This is a genomic window from Streptomyces sp. iso_384, from assembly GCF_056172905.1.
In genome coordinates, this window is the sequence record NZ_JBWBTT010000001.1 from 7,896,669 (window position 1) to 7,915,084 (window position 18,416).

An 18,416-nucleotide genomic window follows, 5' to 3' on the forward strand; every position below is an offset into this window, starting at 1 on the left:
CGACTGGCATGGCGGGCCTGACCGGCACGACCTCGGCGGTGCGGGGCGACCTCGCCCGGGAACTGCGGGGGTTCAGAGAAGTCCAACGCCTGGCCTACGCCTGCGCGGAGGCGGTCGCCGGTCAGCTGCGGTCGGGGGTGACCGAGCGCGAGGCGGCCCGGATGCAGCGCGTGTGGCTGCGCGAGCGCGGTGTGCGTGACTGGTTCCACCTGCCGTTCGCATGGTTCGGCGACCGTACGGCGTTCGCCGGGTTCAGGGTGCCGCTGCAGTTCTTTCCGACCGACCGGAAGCTGGAGCCGGGGATGCCGTTCATCCTCGACATGGCCCCGGTGTACAAGGGGTTCACCGCCGATGTCGGGTATTCGGGGTGCCTCGGACTCAATCCGCTGCACGACAAGCTGCTGGCCGACCTGGAGGCCCACCGCGCGCTGATCCTGCGGGAGGTGCGCGAGCGCCGCTCCTTGCGCGAGATCTACGAGAACGTCGAACGCCTCATGACCGCGCAGGGGTACGCGAACAGACACCGGGCCTACCCCTTCGGCGTGATCGCCCACAAGGTCGACCGCGTCGCCGAACGCCGTTGGTCGCCCCGGGTGTTCGGCTTCGGCACGCAGTCCCTCAAGGGGCTGCTGAGCGACGCCCTGCACGGTCACCGGGACGGCTGGTCGCCGCTGTGGAGCCCCTACCGCTTCTCCGACCACCCGCCGCAGCCGGGCCTGTGGGCGGTCGAACCCCACCTCGGATTCCGGGGTACGGGCGCGAAGTTCGAGGAGATCCTGGTCGTCACCGACTCCAAGGACCCCGAGCAGACCGCTTTCTGGCTGGACGACGATCTGCCGCACGTGCGGCGCTGGGCCGAGGAGAAGGTGGCGGCGTGAATCTGTCCCAAGCACGTGAGCGACGCGTGGTCACGGGGGGCGTCGAGCTGTGTGTCGCCGAGCTGGGCGACGCGGGCCGGCCGACCGTGGTGCTGGTCCACGGCTATCCGGACAGCAAGGAGGTCTGGTCGGACGTCGCCGCCCGGCTGGCCGAGCAGTGGCACGTGGTGCTGTACGACGTGCGGGGGCACGGCAGGTCCACCGCCCCGAAACCGCTGCGCGGCGGCTTCACCCTGGAGAAGCTGACGGACGACTTCCTCGCCGTGATCGACACGGTCAGCCCGGACCGGCCGGTGCACGTGGTCGGTCACGACTGGGGGTCCGTACAGGCCTGGGAGTTCGTCACGGTCGGCCGGACCGAGGGCAGGATCGCCTCCTTCACCTCGATGTCCGGTCCGTCCCTGGACCACTTCGGGCACTGGATCAAACGCCGGATGTCCCGCCCCACCCCGCGCAGGGTCGGCCAACTCCTCGGCCAGGGCGCCAAGTCCTGGTATGTGTACATGCTCCATACGCCGGTCCTGCCGGAGCTGGCCTGGCGCGGTCCGCTCGGCAGGCGGTGGCCCCGGATCCTGGAGCGGCTGGAGAAGGTGCCCGCGGGCGACTACCCCACCGCCTCCCTGCCGAACGACGCGGCACACGGGGCCTGGCTCTACCGCGACAACGTCCGCGCCCGCCTCAGCAGGCCCCGCGCGGACGCCTACGCCCACGCACCGGTCCAGCTGATCACGCCTACCGGGGACTCCTTCCTCTCGGAGCGGCTCTACGACGGTCTTGAGGACTGGGTTCCCGCGCTGGTACGCCGCTCGATCCCGGCCAAGCACTGGGTGCCCCGCACCCGCCCGGACCAGCTGGCCTCCTGGATCGACGAGTTCGTCACCGCCAACGAGTCCGCCGGGCGGGACGGCGCACCCGTGCAGCAGCCGGCGGCCAAGAGCCCCTATGCGCAGCGGTTCGGCGGTCAGCTGGTCCTGGTGACGGGCGCGGCCTCGGGGATCGGGCGGGCCACGGCGTTCGCGTTCGCCGAGGCGGGCGCCCGGATCGTGGCCGTGGACCGCGACGCGGAAGGGGCCGCCCGGACCGCCGAGATGGCGCGGCTGATCGGGGCGCCCGCGGCCTGGGGCGAGGCGGTCGACGTCAGCGACGAGGCGGCGATGGAGAAGCTCGCCGCCCGGGTCGCCGCCGAGTACGGCATCGTCGACGTCCTGGTCAACAACGCCGGGATCGGGCTCTCCGGCTCCTTCCTGGAGACCACCAGCGAGGAGTGGAAGAAGGTCCTCGACGTCAATCTGTGGGGCGTCATCCACGGCTGCCGGATCTTCGGCAAGCAGATGGCGGACCGCGGCCAGGGCGGCCACATCGTCAACACTGCCTCGGCCGCGGCCTTCCAGCCCTCCCGCGCGCTGCCCGCGTACAGCACGTCGAAGGCGGCCGTGCTGATGCTCAGCGAGTGTCTGCGGGCCGAGCTGGCGGAGAAGTCGATCGGGGTCACCGCGATATGCCCCGGCATCGTCAACACCAACATCACCGCCACCACACGTTTCGCGGGGGCCGACGCGGCGGAGGAGGAGCGGTTGCAGAAGCGGACGAGCCGGTTCTACGGACGCCGCAACTACCCGCCGGAGAAGGTGGCCGACGCGATCCTGCGGGCGGTCGTGCGCAACCAGGCCGTGGTGCCGGTGACCCCGGAGGCGCGCGGGGCCAGGCTGCTGTCCCGGCTGAGCCCCGGGGCCCTGCGGTCCGTCGCCCGGCTGAAGCCTCCGCTGTGACCGGCGCCGCGGCCGCCGAGTACCGCATCGAGGACCTGGCCCACGCCAGCGGGGCCACGGTGCGCACGATCCGCGCCTACCAGGACCGGGGGCTGCTCCCGACGCCCGAGCGGCGCGGGCGGGCCAATGTGTACCGGGAGACCCATCTGACCCGGCTGCGGCAGATCGCGGACCTGCTCGACCGGGGCTACACCCTGGCCAGCATCAAGGAGTTGCTGGAGGCGTGGGACGCGGGGCGGGGGCTCGGCGGGGTGCTCGGGCTCGTCGCGGAGGTGCACGGCCCGTGGACGGACGAGGAGGCCGACCGGATCAGCCGCCGGGAGCTGGACGCGCGGTTCGGCGGCCGACAGGACGACGAGGCCATCGCCGAGGCGGTGGAGCTCGGCGTGCTGGAGCGCGTGCCGGGCCGGGACGACGAGTTCCTCGTACCCAGCCCGCAAGAGCTCGCCGTCGCAGTCGAGTTGTATGCGGCCGGGGTGCCGCTGACGGCAATCTCGGGTCATCTGCGGGAGCTTCGCGGCCAGGTGGAACACATAGCGTCCCGATTCCTGGAGTTCACCACCGAGCACGTCTTCGCCCGCTATCTCGGCCATCTGCCACCCACCGACGCGGCCGCGGCCGAGGCGGCTGCCCTGGTGCGCCGGCTGAGGCCCCTCGCCCAGCAGACCGTGGACGCCGAACTGGCCCGTGCCATGCGGACGTTCGCCACCCGTCATCTGCACCACCACCTCGGGGCGGAGGGGAGCACGATCACCGAGGACGCGACCCGCCCCGTGCTGCTGCCGGCCCGGACGACACAGGCCGTACAGGATCTGGTCGGCGCGGACCGGCTGGCGGAGTTCATCACGGCGGCCACCGAACGAGAGGTGCAGGCACGCACGTTGGACCACCTCGCGACAACTCACGCCAAAGAGGGCAATGTTGGCGAAAGCCCCTAAATCTCAAGGCTGTTGTCCACAGAATCGCTAAATACCCTGTGGATAACTCAAGTTGACTGTGGATCAAACCTGTTGAAGGAGAAGAACCGAGGAATCACAGAAGAACGAGGAGCTGAAAAGCCGAAGAACCGAAGAACCGACGAGGCGACGAGGCGACGAGGCGACGAGGCGAAATGCGGATGCACCGATCAGCTCGCCACGGGCACTCTGACGCCATGGACGAACGTCGCACCGTCAAGGTGTCCAAGTACCTCTCGAAGCATCTGCGGCACCAGCCGGAACGCATCGGCCTCACCCTCGACGAGAACGGCTGGGTGCCGGTCGAGGAGCTTCTGCGCGCCGCGGCTCGGCACGGGTTCGCCTTCTCCCGCGCCGAGCTCGACCACGTCGTCGCCGCCAACGACAAGCGCCGCTTCACCATCGAGGGCGGCGCGGCGGGCGGCACCGGGGCAGACCGTATCCGCGCCAACCAGGGCCACACCGTCACCGTCGACCTGGACCTGCCGCCGGCCGAGCCGCCCGCGTACCTCTACCACGGCACGGTCGCCCGGGTGATGGACGCGATCCGGGCCGAGGGCCTGCGCCCCATGGCCCGCCACCACGTCCACCTCTCGCCCGACCGGGAGACGGCCACCCGGGTCGGCGCCCGCCGGGGCCGCCCCCTCGTCCTCACCGTGGACGCGGGCGCGATGCACCGCGTCGGCCATGTCTTCCGGGTCACCGCCAACGGGGTCTGGCTCGCCGACGCCGTACCGCCTCAGTTCCTGCTCCTGCGCGGCTGAGGGCCGCAGCGGCAGGAACCGTACGGGTCACGCCAGTTGCGCGGGCGCCTCGGTCGCGATGCGCTCGAAGACCTTCGGGTCGACGTCGAAGTCGGAGTCCGGGATCGGGGCGTGGACGACGATCTCGGTGAAGCCCAGCTCCGCATGGCGCCCCGCGAAGTCGACGAAGGCCTCCACGGACTCCAGCGGGGCGGTGCGGTCCGGCGTGAAACCGGTCAGCAGGATCCGGTCCGGCTCGGCGGCGTCCCGGCCGATCTCCGCGCAGGCCGCCGTGAACTTCTCGTTCTGCGCCCGCAGCGCGGCCCGTGACTCCTCCGGGGTGCCGCTCTCGTACAGCTTGGGGTCGCCGGTGGTGACCCAGGCCTGCCCGTGGCGGGCGGCCAGCCGCAGACCGCGCGGCCCGGTCGCGGCGACCGCGAAGGGCAGCCGGGGGCGCTGGACGCAGCCGGGGATGTTGCGGGCCTCCTCCGCGGCGTAGTGCGCCCCGCGCTCGGTCACCGCGCCCTCGGTGAGCAGCCGGTCCAGGAGCGGCACGAACTCCGCGAAGCGGTCGGCCCGTTCGCGCGGGGTCCAGGCCTCCTGGCCCAGCGCGGTGGCGTCGAAGCCGTTGCCCCCGGCGCCGATGCCGAGGGTGATCCGGCCGCCCGAGATGTCGTCCAGGGAGATCAGCTCCTTGGCCAGCGTCACCGGGTGGCGGAAGTTCGGCGAGGTGACGAGAGTACCCAATCGCATACTCTCCGTTACTGTCGCTGCCGCCGTCAGCGTGGGGACCGCCCCGAACCACGGCCCGTCCCGGAACGACCTCCACGACAGGTGGTCGTACGTATACGCGGCGTGGAACCCGAGTTCTTCGGCCCGCCGCCAGGTCTTCTGTCCTTGTGCCCATCGGTGGATGGGGAGGATCACCGTGCTCAGACGCATGACCCCGACGATACGCGGGCCTCCCGCTGCCACGGATATGCCGACGGAGCAGATTCAGGAAGCCGCTTCGACGTCGCTATGGGGCCGCTACCGTGGCGTCGTGGGCACGTTGGACAGGGCCGAGCTTGAGGCCATGATCGAAGAGGCGACGGTGGACGCCTGCGGCGAGGACGAACAGCGGACCGGTCTGTTCACCATGCTCGAGGAGAACCTCGCCGTGCCCTTCACCACCACGGTTCTCGGCGTCGAGGTGACGGTGCGCGGCGTCGACCTCACGCCCGACGACAGGATCGTCGCCTTGTGCTCGCATGGCCGTGTGCGGCAGTCGATCGGAATCCTGGAGCTGCCGCCGCCTGACCCGGCGCCCAAGGGGGTGGAGTGGGTCGAGGCGTACCGTCACTGGGCCGGCTGAGGCCGGACACCTCTCACTTCACGCGGAACTGGCTCGCACGAAAGGGTTGAACGTGGCTGAGCCCGTACAAGGCACGGATCTGCATGCTGGTGAACCGTCGCTGAACGATCTCATCGAGCGCAGCGCCGAATTGAAAGGGCGGCTGGTCGCCTTCGCGCAGAGTGCCCGCTTCGACCGGTGGTTGACACCCCTCCTGCTGGAGGCCGCCGGGCCTGAACGGCACTTGGACGAGGGCGAGGCGATCCGGATCACCGACCACTTCATCCTGCGGTACCGCCTGCCGGACGGTTCGACCGTGGTGGACCGGTTCGTCGCCGGCCGGAAGGACCTGACCGCGGCCGACCGGGAGATGCTGCTCGGCTGGTGTGACCCGGTCGAGGGCGTCTTCGAGATCCGGCGCAAGGATGGGGATGCCGTCATCCTGCTGAACCTTGTCGACGACCTGGAGTACCGCACGTACTCGAACGTCGGGCGGGCGGCGTTCCGCGGCGTGTCCAAGGGTGGATTCCTCCATACCTGCCTGGTGCCTGTCCACTCGGCCGGCGGGGCGTGGTTGGTGTCCGGGGCGATGACGAGCTACCCCAGGTCCAGCGCCGCCGAGATCGCCCATGCAGCCCTGCAACTGGCTACGCACCAACCTGAACTGGTCTTCCGCAACCCTGAAAAGATCGAGCAGGGGTGGCAGCGGATGCGCGAGGACCGGGCCGCGTTCGTCGAGTTCTGCGGCGGCGACGAACTGGTCCTTCCGCCTGCCGAAGCCGAGGACCTCCTCAACGCCTACTACCGCCACCGCCAAGAGGCAGCCGTCGCCGCACAGCCCGGTCGAGCCCGGCGCAGGCGGCTCCCCGGCCTGGACCTGCCCTTCTTCGAGCTGCCGTCAGAACTGGCGGACTCGGACACCATCGGCGTCATCTACGACCAGGTCGACGGACTCAACTTCTACGCCGACTACGGGATGCTGCGGGACCTCTTCGCAGACCCCACTCTGGTGGGCCGCAGCCGGCACCAGGGCCTGCTGCGCACATACCTGCGCGAGGAGTCGATCACGCCACTGCCGATCCGCCGTCTGGCCGCCGCTCACCCGCAGGCCGCTGACGAGGTATTCCGGAAGCTCCTGCGGAAACCCGGGTTCACCTGGCGCGAGCACGGCGAGACGCTGCTGCGCCGACGGAAGCCCTGGTACTACGCGAAAGAGCCTCGTCCGGGCGTCTCCGTCATCAGCGATCGCCTCAGCAGGCTCGCTGCCGGCAGCCGTTAGTCACTGTGGAGCGGCGACCAGTTAATAGGCCATGTACTACACTCCCCCTATGGACACGCCTCGCCCCGGCAAGACCCGAGTCACCAGCGTTTCCCTGCGAGCCGAGACCCTGGAGGCGATCCGCGCGCGCGCTGGCAAGCAAGGCGTCTCCTCCTATATCGAGGAGGCCGTACAGCGGCAGCTCCAGCGCGAGGCCATCGACGAGTACATCGCCACCGCTGAAGCGGAGCATGGCCCTGTCGACCCTGCCGAGGTGTCGGACAAGGCCGAGCGCATCCGCGCCCACCATGCCGCCCACCGCGGTGAGTCCGCTCCAGACGCCGCATGAGCGGGACTCTCGTTCTCGACAGCGAGGCCCTCTCCAAGCTCTCCCGTCGGCACCGCGACATGACCGTATGGCTGGACGTCGCCCGCAGACTGGACCTGCTCGTCGTGACGAGTGCCGCCACGCTGGTGGAGGCGCGCGACCCGAAGGTGCCGCAGGCGGCGTTCGACCATGCCGCTTCCCTGGCCAAGGTGCGCCCTGTCACGGAGGAGATCGCACGTGCGGCAAGCAGACTGCTCGCCGCGGAAAGCCTGCACGGCCACAAGTACGCCATTGATGCGATGCTCGCGGCCACGGCCCACATGGAACACGGCGACGTTACTGTGATCACGAGCGACACGGACGACCTCCGCCGACTCTGCCTCCCCCGCATCGCCGTCGAACCGATCTGAGCGCGGCGTCGGCCCTTCCTGCATCCTTGTTGCGTTTCCGCAGGTCAGCACGCGATAGGCCAACGAGGCTTGACCGAGGTCACGAGGGTGCCCAGCCGCAGGCGTTCGGTGGCCGTCGCCGCGGCCGTGAGCGTGGGCAGCGCGCCGAACCACGGGCCGTCCCGGAAGCTCCGCCAGGACAGGTGGTCATAGGTGTAGGCGGTGTGGAAGCCCAGCTCCTCCGCGCGCTGCCAGCGGTCACGACCGCCCTCGTGCCAGCGGTGGACGGGCAGGATCACGGTGCTCAGGCGGAGGTTCATGCCCACGAGCCTACGGCCGTGCGTGGGCCCGTCGACGCCCCGATGACCTGTGACATATGCCGGAGGAATGTTCCGCAGCTCAGGGGCGTTTGCACTCAGATGTGCGCCCCTCCGCACGCCCGTGCGCCTTCGTGGGCGAGAATGGCCCGGTGACCTCAGTGACCGATGCGCCTCTCCCCGCCGTGACCCGGCTGATCGCCACCGACCTCGACGGCACCCTGCTGCGCGACGACAAGACGCTGTCCGCGCGTACGGTCGCGGCCCTCGCGGCGGCCGAGGAGGCCGGGATCGAGGTCTTCTTCGTCACCGGCAGGCCGGCCCGCTGGATGGACGTCGTACGGGACCACGTCCAGAGCCATGGAACGGCGATCTGCGCCAACGGCGCCGTGGTCACCGATCTGCGGACCGACGGCGACCTGCTCTCCGTGCGGCCGCTGGAACGCGGCGCCGCCCTGCACGTCGTGCGCAGCCTGCGCGAGGCGGCCCCCGGCACCTCCTTCGCCGTCGAGATGACCACCGGCATCAACTACGAGCCGGCCTACCCGCCCTTCCACCTGGACCCGGGCGCCACGGTGGCCGTCGCCGAGAAGCTGCTGCACGAGGACGCCCCGGGCGTCGGCGCGCCGGTGATCAAGCTGCTGGCCCACCACACCGAGCTGGCGCCCGACGCCTTCCTCGGCCTGGCCCGCACCGCCGCCGGCGACCGGGCCGCCTTCACCCGGTCCAGCCCCTCCGCGCTCCTGGAGGTCAGCGGGCTCGGCGTCTCCAAGGCCACCACGCTCGCCGCCTGCTGTGCCGAGCGCGGCATCGCGCCCGCCGAGGTGGTCGCCTTCGGCGACATGCCCAACGACATCGAGATGCTCCGCTGGGCCGGGGCCTCCTTCGCGATGGGCAACGCCCATCCCGACGCGGTGGCCGCCGCCTCCGGACGGACCGCCACCAACGAGGAGGACGGGGTGGCCCTCGTCATCGAGCGGATCCTCGCCGGCCTAACAGAAACCCGCTGAAACGACTCTGCTGAAACCTTTCGGCAGACCGGGCCGGGGAACCCGCTCCACCGTCCTCACAACGGTGCCTCCCACACCACCGTCGTACCGCCGCCCCCCTCCCCGATCCCCGGTTCGATCCGGCTCGACCCGCCCAGCGACTCGGCTCGGCGGGCCAGGTTGCGCAGTCCGCTGCGCCGGCCGTCCTCCGGGATGCCCACCCCGTCGTCGGCGACCGAGAGACGCACCGCCGCCCGCCCGTCCGGCAGGGTCACCGTCGCGTCGACGACCACATCGATCAGCGACGCCCCCGCGTGCCGGAACGCGTTGGAGAGGGCCTCGCGCAACGCGGCGACCAGGTTCTTTCCGGTCAGCTCGCCGACGAGCGAGTCCACCGGCCCCAGGAAGCGGTGCGAGGGTTTGAAGCCGAGCGGGACGGCCGCCATGTTGATCTCCCGCAGGACGCGGGTGCGCAGCCCCGACGGGGCCTCGGCCGGTTCCTGCTGGAGGGCGAAGATGGCCGTACGGATCTCCTGGATCGTCACGTCCAGCTCGTCGACCGCCCGGCCGACCCCGGTCCGCACCTCGGGCACCACCGACCGGCGCTGGGCGCTCTCCAGCATCATCCCGGTGGCGAACAGCCGCTGGATGACCAGATCGTGGAGGTCGCGGGCGATCCGGTCACGGTCCTCGTACACCGCGAGCCGCTCCCGGTCCCGCTGCGCCTCGGCCATCATCAGCGCGAGCGCCGCCTGGGAGGCGAACTGGGTGGCGAGTGTCCGCTCGCTCTCCGTGAACGGGCGCGCGCCCCGGGACCGGGGGGTGGCCAGCGCGCCGAGCACCCGGCCGCCGCTGTGCAGCGGCAGCATCATGCTGGGCCCGAACCGGTCGGCCAGTCTGGTGATCATCCGGCTGTCGGTGGCCGAGTCGTCGATGAACACCGCCTCGCCCGCGAGCAGTTTCGCCACCACCGCGCTTCGGGGCGGAATGATCACGCCGAGCGAGGACGAGGGGTCGTCGGACGACACGGCGACGATCTCCAGACCGCCCTCCCCGGTGGGCAGCAGCACGATCCCGGCGGCGGAGTCGGCGAGCCGGCGGGCCTGTTCGGCGACCACGGACAGCGCCTCGTCCGCGTCCCCGCCCGACAGGAGCGCCGTGGTCACCGCGACCGAGCCGTCGATCCAGTGCTCCCGCTGCCGCGCCGCCTCGTACAGCCGGGCGTTGCCGATGGCGATCCCGGCCTCCGTGGCGAGCACCCGGACCATGTGGAGGTCGTAGTCGCTGAACTCCGCGCCGTGCCGCTTCTCGGTCAGATAGAGGTTGCCGAAGATCTCCCCCTGGACCCGGATGGGCACCCCCAGGAAGCTGCGCATCCGAGGGTGCCCGGCCGGGAATCCGGCGGACCTGGGGTCGGTGGACAGGTCGGCCAGACGGACCGGGTCGGGGTCGTGGATCAGCGCGCCGAGCAGGCCCCGGTGGCCGTCGGGCCGCCGCCCGATCGCCTCGGCCATCTCCTGCGGAACGCCGTACGTGACGAAGTCCGAGAGGCCCTCGCCCAGCTCGTCGACGACGCCGATCGCGGCGTACCGGGCGTGGGCGAGCTCGGCGGCCGTCTCGCAGATCCGGTCCAGGGTGGAGTGCAGTTCCAGCCCCGCGCCGACCGAACGCATCGCCTCCAGGAGCTGCGGCACCCGCGCGGTCAGCTCGGTGGACAGCCCCTGGAGGCTGCGAGTGGCCCGGGTGGCGGCGTCGAGGGAGTCCTTCGGATCGGGCTCTGCCATGGCCCGAGCCTAGTTAGTGGCGATAAGGGGCGAAAGTCGAGAATGCGTGCGATGACCGGAGAATGTTGCCGTGAGGGGCCCGGTTCGCGTCGCCCACGGCCTCACACCCCCGTCCCCACCGTCTCCCTCTCGCGCTCCAGCATCCGGCGCAGCGGCCCGTCCTCGGCGGCGAGTTCGGCGTACGGTCCGCGCTGCACGACCCGGCCCGCGTCCAGCACCAACACCTCGTCGACCACCTCCAGGCCGGTCAGCCGGTGGGTGATCAGGACCGTCGCACGGCCCCGGGTCGCGTCCAGCAGATCGGCGGTCAGAGCGTCGGCGGTCGGCAGGTCGAGGTGTTCGGCCGGCTCGTCCAGGACGAGAACGGGGAAGTCGGCGAGCAGCGCGCGGGCCAGGGCGAGGCGCTGGCGCTGGCCGCCGGAGAGCCGTGCGCCGTGCTCGCCCACCGAGGTGTCGAGCCCCTGCGGCAGGGCCGCCACCCACTCCAGCAGCCGGGCCCGGGAGAGCGCGTCGCGCAGTTCGGGGTCGGTCGCCCCGGGCCGGGCCAGGCGCAGATTCTCACGGATCGTGCTGTCGAAGACGTGCGCGCCCTGGGCGCACAGCCCCACCGAACGCCGGACCGTGTCCGACTCCAGCGCGGCCGCCTCGACTCCGCCGAGCCGGTACGTCCCCGCCGAGGTGTCCAGGAAGCGCAGGAGGACCTGGGCGAGCGTCGTCTTGCCCGAACCGGAAGGGCCCACGACCGCGATGCGCCGTCCGGGCGTCAGCGTCAGGTCGAGCGAGGACAGGGCGTCCCGCGCCGCACCCGGGTAGCGGGCGCTCAGCCCCCGTACCTCCAGCGGGAAGGGGGAGGCGGGCTCCTCGGCGGGGCTCTCGGGCTCGCGTACGGGCACGGGGGCGTCCAGCACCTCGAACACCCGCTCCGCGCTCCGGGCGACGCGCCGACGGTACTGCACGGCGAGCGGCAGCCCGGTGACGGCCTCGAAGGCGGCCAGCGGGGTCAGCACCACCACGGCGAGCGCGACACCGGACAGCCGGCCGTCGTGCACGGCGGGGACGGCGACGGCCGCGGCGGCCACCACGGTGAGCCCGCAGACCAGGGCGGACAGACCGCCGCCGAGCGCCGTCGCCGCGGCCGCGCGGGAGGCGATCCGGGTCAGCAGCCGGTCGGCCGTACGCAGCCGCGCCTGCCGGGCGGGCAGCGCTCCCGCGACGGTCAGCTCCGCGGTGGAGCCGAGGAGGTCGGCGACCCGGGTGGCCAGGGCGGCGCGGGCGGGCGCGAGCTGACGCTCCGTACGGCGGGCGCAGGCGCCGCTGACGAGCGGCACGCCGACCCCGGCGACCAGCAGCCCGACGGCCAGGATCACGCCCGCCGCCGGGAGCAGCCAGCCGGTGAACCCGGCGGCCGCGGTACCCACCACGAGGGCCGTACCGGCGGGCAGCAGCCAGCGCAGCCAGTAGTCCTGGAGCGCGTCCACATCGGCGACGAGCCGGGACAGCAGATCGCCGCGCCGGGTGGTGCGCAGTCCGGCGGGGGCGATGCGTTCGAGGCCCCGGTAGACGGAGACCCGCAGGTCGGCGAGGAGCTTCAGCACGGCGTCGTGCGAGACGAGCCGCTCGGCGTAGCGGAAGATCGCCCGTCCGATGCCGAAGGCGCGGGTCGCGGTGACGGCCATCATCAGGTACATCACCGGCGGCTGTTCGGAGGCGCGGGAGATCAGCCAGCCGGAGACCGCCATGAGCCCCACCGCCGACCCGACGGCCAGGCTGCCGAGCAGCAGGGCCAGGGTCAGCCGGCCGCGCTGCGCCCCGGCGGACGCACGGACCCGGGCGAGCACCCGTCCGGTGCGGCTGCCGGTCGTCCCCAGGGGGTCGAGGGCCTCCGCCCCTCGCGCGTCCGGGAGTTCATCCCCGGCGGGGGGCTCGGGCACGGCGGGCCACGGGACCGCTGCGCCCGCGAGCGCCTTCACGTACGGCTCCGCGGGGGCTCCCGTACGCGGCTCCAGCGTCACCACCCGGTCGGCGACCGCCAGCAGCGCCGGGCGGTGGACGACCAGAAGCACGGTCCGTCCGGTGGCCAGCCGCCGTACGGCGTCGACGATGCCCGCCTCGCTCTCGCCGTCCAGGCTCGCGGTCGGCTCGTCCAGCAGCAGGACCGGCCGGTCGGCGAGGAACGCCCGGGCCAGGGCGAGACGCTGGCGCTGGCCCGCGGAGAGCCCGGCGCCGTCCTCGCCGAGCGCCGTCCCCATCCCGTCGGGCAGTGCCGCGACGAAGTCGTACGCGCCCGCGTCCCGCAGCGCCGCGAGAACCGCCTCGTCGTCGGCGTCGGGCCGGGCGAGGCGGACGTTCTCGGCGATCGTGTCCGCGAAGAGGTGGGGCCGCTGGGGGACCCAGGCGATCCGGCTCCGCCAGCGGTCCGGGTCCAGCTCCGCGAGGTCCCGGCCCCCGACCCGGACGCGTCCCTCGTCGGGTACGGCGAACCCGAGGACCACGTTCAGCAGGGTGGACTTGCCGACCCCGCTCGGGCCGACCAGGGCGACGGTCTCCCCCGGCTCCACGGTGAGCGACGCGGCGTCCAGCGACGGTCCGGCGCGGCCCTCGTGGCGTACGGTCACGTCCGCCAGCTCCAGGCGCAGCGTGTCCGGGACGTCCTCGGCGCCCGGGGCGCGGGGTTCGGTCTCCAGGACCGCGAAGATCTCCTCGGCGGCCGAGAGGCCCTCGGCCGCCGCGTGGTACTGCGCCCCGACCTGGCGGATCGGCAGATACGCCTCCGGGGCCAGGATGAGGACCACGAGGCCGGTGTAGAGGTCGAGTTCGCCGTGAACGAGCCGCATGCCGATGGTGACGGCGACCAGGGCCACCGACAGTGTCGCCAGGAGCTCCAGGGCGAAGGAGGAGAGGAAGGCGATCCGCAGGGTGCGCAGGGTGGCCCGGCGGTAGTCGGAGGTGATGGTGCGGATCGACGCGGCCTGGGCCTTGGCCCGCCCGAAGACCTTCAGGGTCGGCAGCCCGGCGACGACGTCCAGGAAGTGTCCGGAGAGCCGGGACAGCAGCTGCCACTGCCGGTCCATCCGGGACTGGGTGGCCCAGCCGATCAGGATCATGAACAGCGGGATGAGCGGCAGCGTGACGACGATGATCGCCGCCGACACCCAGTCCTCGGTGACGATCCGGGCGAGCACCGCCACCGGCACGACGACCGCGAGGCCGAGCTGCGGGAGGTAGCGGGCGAAGTAGTCGTCGAGCGCGTCGATCCCCCGGGTCGCCAGCGCGACGAGCGAACCGGTGCGCTGTCCGCTCAGCCAGTCGGGGCCCAGTCGCGAGGCCCGCTCCAGAAGCCGGCCTCGCAGTTCGGACTTGACGGCCGCGCTGGCGCGATGGGCCGCCAGCTCGGTGAGCCAGGCGACCACGGCCCGCCCTAGCGCGACGGCGGCGAGCAGCAGGAGAGGGGTGCGCAGCGCGGTGACCGTGAGCCCGTCCTCGAAACCGCCCACCACGATCTCGGCGATGAGCATCGCCTGGGCGATCACCAACAGGGCGCCGACCAGGCCGAGAGCCACCACGGCCGCCAGGAAGAGGCGGGTGGCCCGTGCGTGGTGGAGCAGACGCGGATCGATCGGTTTCACGTGAAACATCCCCCCGGCGGGGTCGGTGAGCTCTGCGGGATCGAGAGCTGCCGAGAGCCGCGAGGCCCGCGGCAGCTCACCGGAGTCAGTGCGCGTCGGCGATGTGCTGGGTGCCGATGCGCTTGCGGAAGACCCAGTAGGTCCAGCTCTGGTAGAGCAGCACGATGGGCGTGGCGATGCCCGCGCACCAGGTCATGATCTTGAGCGTGTACGGGCTGGACGAGGCGTTGGTGACCGTGAGGTTCCAGGCGTCGTTCAGCGAGGACGGCATGACGTTCGGGAAGAGCGTCAGGAAGAGCATCGCGACCGCCGCCGCGATCGTCACGCCCGAGAACGCGAACGACCAGCCCTCACGGCCCTTGGCGATGGCCCCGATCGCGGCCAGGAGCGCCACCACCGCCACGACCAGGGCGCCCAGGCTCCAGCCGTCCCCGTTCTCGACCTGGGTCCAGAGCAGGAATCCCAGCGCGAGCACCGCGGTGACCGGACCGAGCTTCAGCGCCAGGGCGCGGGCCCGGGCCCGGATGTCGCCCGCCGTCTTGAGACCGGCGAACACCGCCCCGTGGAAGGTGAAGAGGGTGAGCGTGACCAGGCCGCCGAGGACCGCGTACGGGTTGAGAAGGTCCCAGAAGTTGCCGACGTACTCCATGTCGGCGTCGATCTTCACGCCCCGCACGATGTTCCCGAACGCCACGCCCCACAGCACCGCGGGGATCAGCGAGGTCCAGAAGATCGCGGTCTCCCAGTTCGTCTGCCACCGCTCCTCGGGCCGCTTGGCGCGGTACTCGAAGGCGACGCCCCGCACGATCAGGCAGAACAGGATGATCAGCAGCGGCAGATAGAAGCCGGAGAAGAGGGTGGCGTACCACTCGGGGAAGGCGGCGAAGGTCGCGCCGCCCGCGGTGAGCAGCCAGACCTCGTTGCCGTCCCAGACGGGCCCGATCGTGTTGATCAGGACCCGGCGCTCCTTGCGGTCGCGGGCCAGCAGCTTGGTGAGGACCCCGATGCCGAAGTCGAATCCCTCCAGGAAGAAGTAGCCGGTCCAGAGGACGGCGATGAGCACGAACCAGACGTCGTGGAGTTCCATCTCTCAGCTCCTGTGCTCAGTACGAGAAGGCCATCGGCCGGTCGGCGTCGTCTTCGTCGTGGCCGCCGATCTTCGTGGGCGGGTTCAGGTCGTCCTCGGTGAGGTCCGGCGGCCCGGCCTTGATGTACTTCACGAGCAGCTTCACCTCGATCACGGCGAGCACCGCGTAGAGCAGGGTGAAGACGATCATCGAGGTGAGCACCTCGCCCTGCGAGACACCGGGGGAGACCCCGGCACGGGTCTGGAGCACCCCGTAGACCACCCAGGGCTGCCGGCCCGTCTCGGTGAAGATCCAGCCCCAGGAGTTGGCGATCAGCGGGAAGAGCAGCGTCCAGAGCGCGACGAGCCAGTAGAGCTTGGTGAGCCTCGGGCTCAGCGCCTTGTTCCGGAACAGGACCAGATGCGGCACCTCGTCCTCACCGGTCCGCAGTGCCGGTGGCAGCAGGAACTTCTTCCGGGTCAGCCAGAGCCCCAGCAGACCGAGGCCGAAGGAGGCCATCCCGAAGCCGATCATCCAGCGGAAGCTCCAGAACGCGACCGGGATGTTGGGGCGGTAGTCGCCGGGCCCGTACTTCTCCTGCGAGTCCTTGTTGATGTCGTTGATGCCGGGGACATAGGAGTTCGGGTCGTTGTTGGCGAGGAAGGACAGTATCCCGGGGAGCGAGATCTCCACGGAGTTGTGGCCCTTGCTGACGTCCCCGTAGGCGAAGATCGAGAACGGCGCCTGCTCCTGACCGTCCCACAGCGCCTCGGCGGCGGCCATCTTCATCGGCTGCTGCCGGAACATGACCTTGGCGAGGCTGTCGCCGCTGACGGCGGTGAGCAGTCCGGCGACCACCACGGTGATCAGCCCCAGCCGCAGCGAGGTCCGCATCACCGGGATGTGCTTCTTGCGCGCCAGGTGGAACGCGGCGATGCCGACCATGAAGGCTCCGCCGACCAGGAACGCCGCCGTGATGGTGTGGAAGAACTGGGTGACCGCGGTGTCCTGGGTGAGCACCCGCCAGAAGTCGGTGAGCTCGGCGCGGCCGCGCTCCTCGTTGATCCGGTAGCCGACCGGGTGCTGCATCCAGGAGTTGGCCGCCAGGATGAAGTACGCGGAGAGGATCGTGCCGATCGAGACCATCCACATGCAGGCGAGGTGGATCTTCTTCGGCAGCTTGTCCCAGCCGAAGATCCACAGCCCGATGAAGGTGGACTCGAAGAAGAAGGCGATCAGCGCCTCGAAGGCGAGCGGAGCGCCGAAGATGTCGCCGACGAAGCGCGAGTAGTCGGACCAGTTCATGCCGAACTGGAACTCCTGGACGATGCCCGTGACGACGCCCATGGCGATGTTGATCAGGAACAGCTTGCCCCAGAACTTGGTCGCCCTGAGGTACTTCTCGTTCTCCGTCCGCACCCAGGCGGTCTGCAGGCCGGCGGTGAGCGCGGCGAGCGAGATCGTCAGGGGGACGAAGAGGAAGTGGTAGACGGTGGTAATGCCGAACTGCCATCGCGCCAGGGTCTCCGGCGCCAGAGCTAGGTCCACGTCGTCAGTCTCCTTACATCGCCGTGGTCGAACCGGCACTATGCCCCTTTGGTCCCACCGATTACGGGAGGAAGCAGGGCACGCTTGTGAACGCGTTCACATTCACAAGCAATTATGGCGCACACACTTTCGGAGTCTTCGCCGGGGGTACCCCTTTTCGGCCCCAGCCCGTGCGCTCGGCTCCCGCCGCCCACGCGAAGGGCCCCGGACCTCGTCGATCGAGGTCCGGGGCCACCCGGCCGTACAGTGCCGCCGCGCGCGAGGAACCGCCTCGCGCGCCCGGCGGCTACAGCTCCGCGCGGAACGCCTCCGCCGCCTTCAGGAACAGGTCGTTGCCCTCGTCCTCGCCGATCGAGACCCGCACGCCCTCGCCCGCGAACGGCCGCACGACCACGCCGGCCCGCTCACAGGCCGCCGCGAAGTCGAGGGTCCGCTCGCCGAGCCGCAGCCAGACGAAGTTCGCGTGCGACTCCGGCACCGTCCAGCCCTGACGCACCAGCTCCGCGCTCACCCGGGTGCGCTCGGCCACCAGCGAGCCGACCCGCCCCAGCAGCTCGTCCTCGGCGCGGAGCGAGGCCACCGCCGCGTCCTGGGCGAGCTGGCTCACACCGAAGGGGACAGCGGTCTTGCGCAGCGCGGCGGCCACCGGCTCGTGGGCCACCGCGAAGCCGACCCGCAGCCCGGCCAGACCGTACGCCTTGGAGAAGGTCCGCAGCACCGCCACATTGGGCCGGTCCCGGTAGATCTCGATGCCGTCCGGCACCTCGGCGTCGCGGATGAACTCCTTGTATGCCTCGTCGAGCACCACCAGCACATCGCCCGGCACCCGGTCGAGGAACCGTTCCAGCTCGGCCCGGCGCACCACCGTGCCGGTGGGGTTGTTGGGGTTGCAGACGAAGATCAGCCGGGTCCGGTCGGTGATCGCGTCCGCCATCGCGTCGAGGTCGTGCACATCGCCGCCGGTCAGCGGGACCTTGACCGAGGTCGCGCCGCTGACCTGGGTGATGATCGGGTACGCCTCGAAGGACCGCCAGGCGTAGATGACCTCGTCGCCGGGCCCGGAGGTGGCCTGGAGCAGCTGCTGCGCCACGCCCACGGAGCCTGTTCCGGTGGCGAGGTGCGAGAGCGGCACACCGAAACGGTCGGCCAGCTCGTTCATCAGGCCGGTGCACGCCATGTCCGGGTAGCGGTTGAAGTTCCCCGCGGCGGCGAGCGCCGACTCCAGGACGCCCGGCAGCGGCGGATAAGGATTCTCGTTGGAGGACAGCTTGTACGCGACCGGTCCACCGGCCGCCGCCGGCTTCCCCGGCACATAGGCGGGAACGCCGTCCAGCTCGGCGCGCAGCTTGGGGCTCGTCTCGCTCACCGCAGGTCCTCCTCGACCGTCCGTTCACAGCAATACTGCACACCTTATGAGGATTGGGCCCCACT

At 71.2% G+C, this 18,416-nt stretch carries 15 protein-coding genes and 1 pseudogene; 9 read left to right on the top strand and 7 right to left on the bottom strand.

The features are described 5' to 3' along the window. The first annotated feature begins 8 nt into the window (after positions 1-8). The 4 genes from AC0VY3_RS35880 to AC0VY3_RS35895 all read left to right on the top strand — a co-directional run bounded on the left by AC0VY3_RS35880 (position 9) and on the right by AC0VY3_RS35895 (position 4,367). The gene (locus AC0VY3_RS35880) at positions 9-878 is read left to right on the top strand and encodes a M24 family metallopeptidase (RefSeq protein WP_103508921.1); all 870 of its coding nucleotides are present in this window, start codon (positions 9-11) and stop codon (positions 876-878) included. Beyond that, positions 875-2,647 carry an SDR family oxidoreductase gene (locus AC0VY3_RS35885; protein WP_475551595.1) on the top strand — a complete coding sequence of 591 codons (1,773 nt, stop codon included), beginning with the start codon at positions 875-877 and terminating at the stop codon, positions 2,645-2,647. Before AC0VY3_RS35880 ends, AC0VY3_RS35885 begins: the two co-directional genes overlap by 4 nt. Continuing rightward, a complete protein-coding gene (locus tag AC0VY3_RS35890) occupies positions 2,644-3,585 on the top strand; it encodes a MerR family transcriptional regulator (RefSeq protein ID WP_103508919.1) in 942 nt (313 codons plus the stop codon). The genes AC0VY3_RS35885 and AC0VY3_RS35890 overlap by 4 nt, the downstream gene beginning before the upstream one ends. 215 nt (positions 3,586-3,800) lie before the next feature. Beyond that, positions 3,801-4,367 (top strand): RNA 2'-phosphotransferase, encoded by a 567-nt coding sequence (locus AC0VY3_RS35895; RefSeq protein ID WP_103508918.1) that lies wholly within the window; start codon positions 3,801-3,803, stop codon positions 4,365-4,367. A 27-nt stretch (positions 4,368-4,394) separates the two neighbouring features. On the opposite strand, the gene AC0VY3_RS35900 is transcribed toward AC0VY3_RS35895, so the two are convergent. Then, a complete protein-coding gene (locus tag AC0VY3_RS35900) occupies positions 4,395-5,288 on the bottom strand; it encodes an LLM class flavin-dependent oxidoreductase (protein WP_103508917.1) in 894 nt (297 codons plus the stop codon). Between the two features lie 100 nt (positions 5,289-5,388). On the opposite strand from AC0VY3_RS35900, the gene AC0VY3_RS35905 reads away from it, so the two are divergent. Genes AC0VY3_RS35905 through AC0VY3_RS35920 form a run of 4 tightly spaced genes read left to right on the top strand, consistent with a single transcriptional unit; the run spans position 5,389 to position 7,675 of the window. Continuing rightward, positions 5,389-5,700, top strand: coding sequence for a hypothetical protein (locus AC0VY3_RS35905; RefSeq protein WP_475551596.1), 312 nt, complete (start codon positions 5,389-5,391; stop codon positions 5,698-5,700). 52 nt (positions 5,701-5,752) lie between these two features. After that, entirely contained in the window at positions 5,753-6,958 is a 1,206-nt protein-coding gene (locus AC0VY3_RS35910) for a hypothetical protein (protein WP_258047136.1), read from the top strand. Between the two features lie 49 nt (positions 6,959-7,007). Next, positions 7,008-7,286 carry a hypothetical protein gene (locus AC0VY3_RS35915; protein ID WP_258047135.1) on the top strand — a complete coding sequence of 93 codons (279 nt, stop codon included), beginning with the start codon at positions 7,008-7,010 and terminating at the stop codon, positions 7,284-7,286. Continuing rightward, entirely contained in the window at positions 7,283-7,675 is a 393-nt protein-coding gene (locus AC0VY3_RS35920; protein ID WP_103508915.1) for a PIN domain-containing protein, read from the top strand. Before AC0VY3_RS35915 ends, AC0VY3_RS35920 begins: the two co-directional genes overlap by 4 nt. A gap of 53 nt (positions 7,676-7,728) precedes the next feature. Here the strand turns inward: AC0VY3_RS35920 and AC0VY3_RS35925 are convergent. Beyond that, positions 7,729-7,974 (bottom strand): annotated as a pseudogene (locus tag AC0VY3_RS35925) (LLM class flavin-dependent oxidoreductase); the annotation flags it as partial. 149 nt (positions 7,975-8,123) lie between these two features. On the opposite strand from AC0VY3_RS35925, the gene AC0VY3_RS35930 reads away from it, so the two are divergent. Next, on the top strand, positions 8,124-8,981 hold the full coding sequence (locus AC0VY3_RS35930) for an HAD hydrolase family protein (RefSeq protein ID WP_103508930.1): 858 nt from the start codon (positions 8,124-8,126) through the stop codon (positions 8,979-8,981). Positions 8,982-9,037: 56 nt separating this feature from the next. On the opposite strand, the gene AC0VY3_RS35935 is transcribed toward AC0VY3_RS35930, so the two are convergent. The 5 genes from AC0VY3_RS35935 to hisC all read right to left on the bottom strand — a co-directional run bounded on the left by AC0VY3_RS35935 (position 9,038) and on the right by hisC (position 18,351). Continuing rightward, positions 9,038-10,744 (bottom strand): GAF domain-containing sensor histidine kinase, encoded by a 1,707-nt coding sequence (locus tag AC0VY3_RS35935; RefSeq protein ID WP_103508913.1) that lies wholly within the window; start codon positions 10,742-10,744, stop codon positions 9,038-9,040. Between the two features lie 101 nt (positions 10,745-10,845). Continuing rightward, entirely contained in the window at positions 10,846-14,370 is a 3,525-nt protein-coding gene (gene cydD, locus AC0VY3_RS35940; protein WP_475551597.1) for a thiol reductant ABC exporter subunit CydD, read from the bottom strand. Between the two features lie 85 nt (positions 14,371-14,455). Beyond that, on the bottom strand, positions 14,456-15,457 hold the full coding sequence (gene cydB, locus AC0VY3_RS35945; RefSeq protein WP_103508829.1) for a cytochrome d ubiquinol oxidase subunit II: 1,002 nt from the start codon (positions 15,455-15,457) through the stop codon (positions 14,456-14,458). A 16-nt stretch (positions 15,458-15,473) separates the two neighbouring features. Further along, complete coding sequence (locus AC0VY3_RS35950; RefSeq protein ID WP_103508830.1) at positions 15,474-16,985, bottom strand: cytochrome ubiquinol oxidase subunit I; 1,512 nt, start codon at positions 16,983-16,985, stop codon at positions 15,474-15,476. A gap of 286 nt (positions 16,986-17,271) precedes the next feature. Beyond that, a complete protein-coding gene (gene hisC, locus AC0VY3_RS35955) occupies positions 17,272-18,351 on the bottom strand; it encodes a histidinol-phosphate transaminase (protein WP_475551598.1) in 1,080 nt (359 codons plus the stop codon). Between the last annotated feature and the right edge of the window lie 65 nt (positions 18,352-18,416).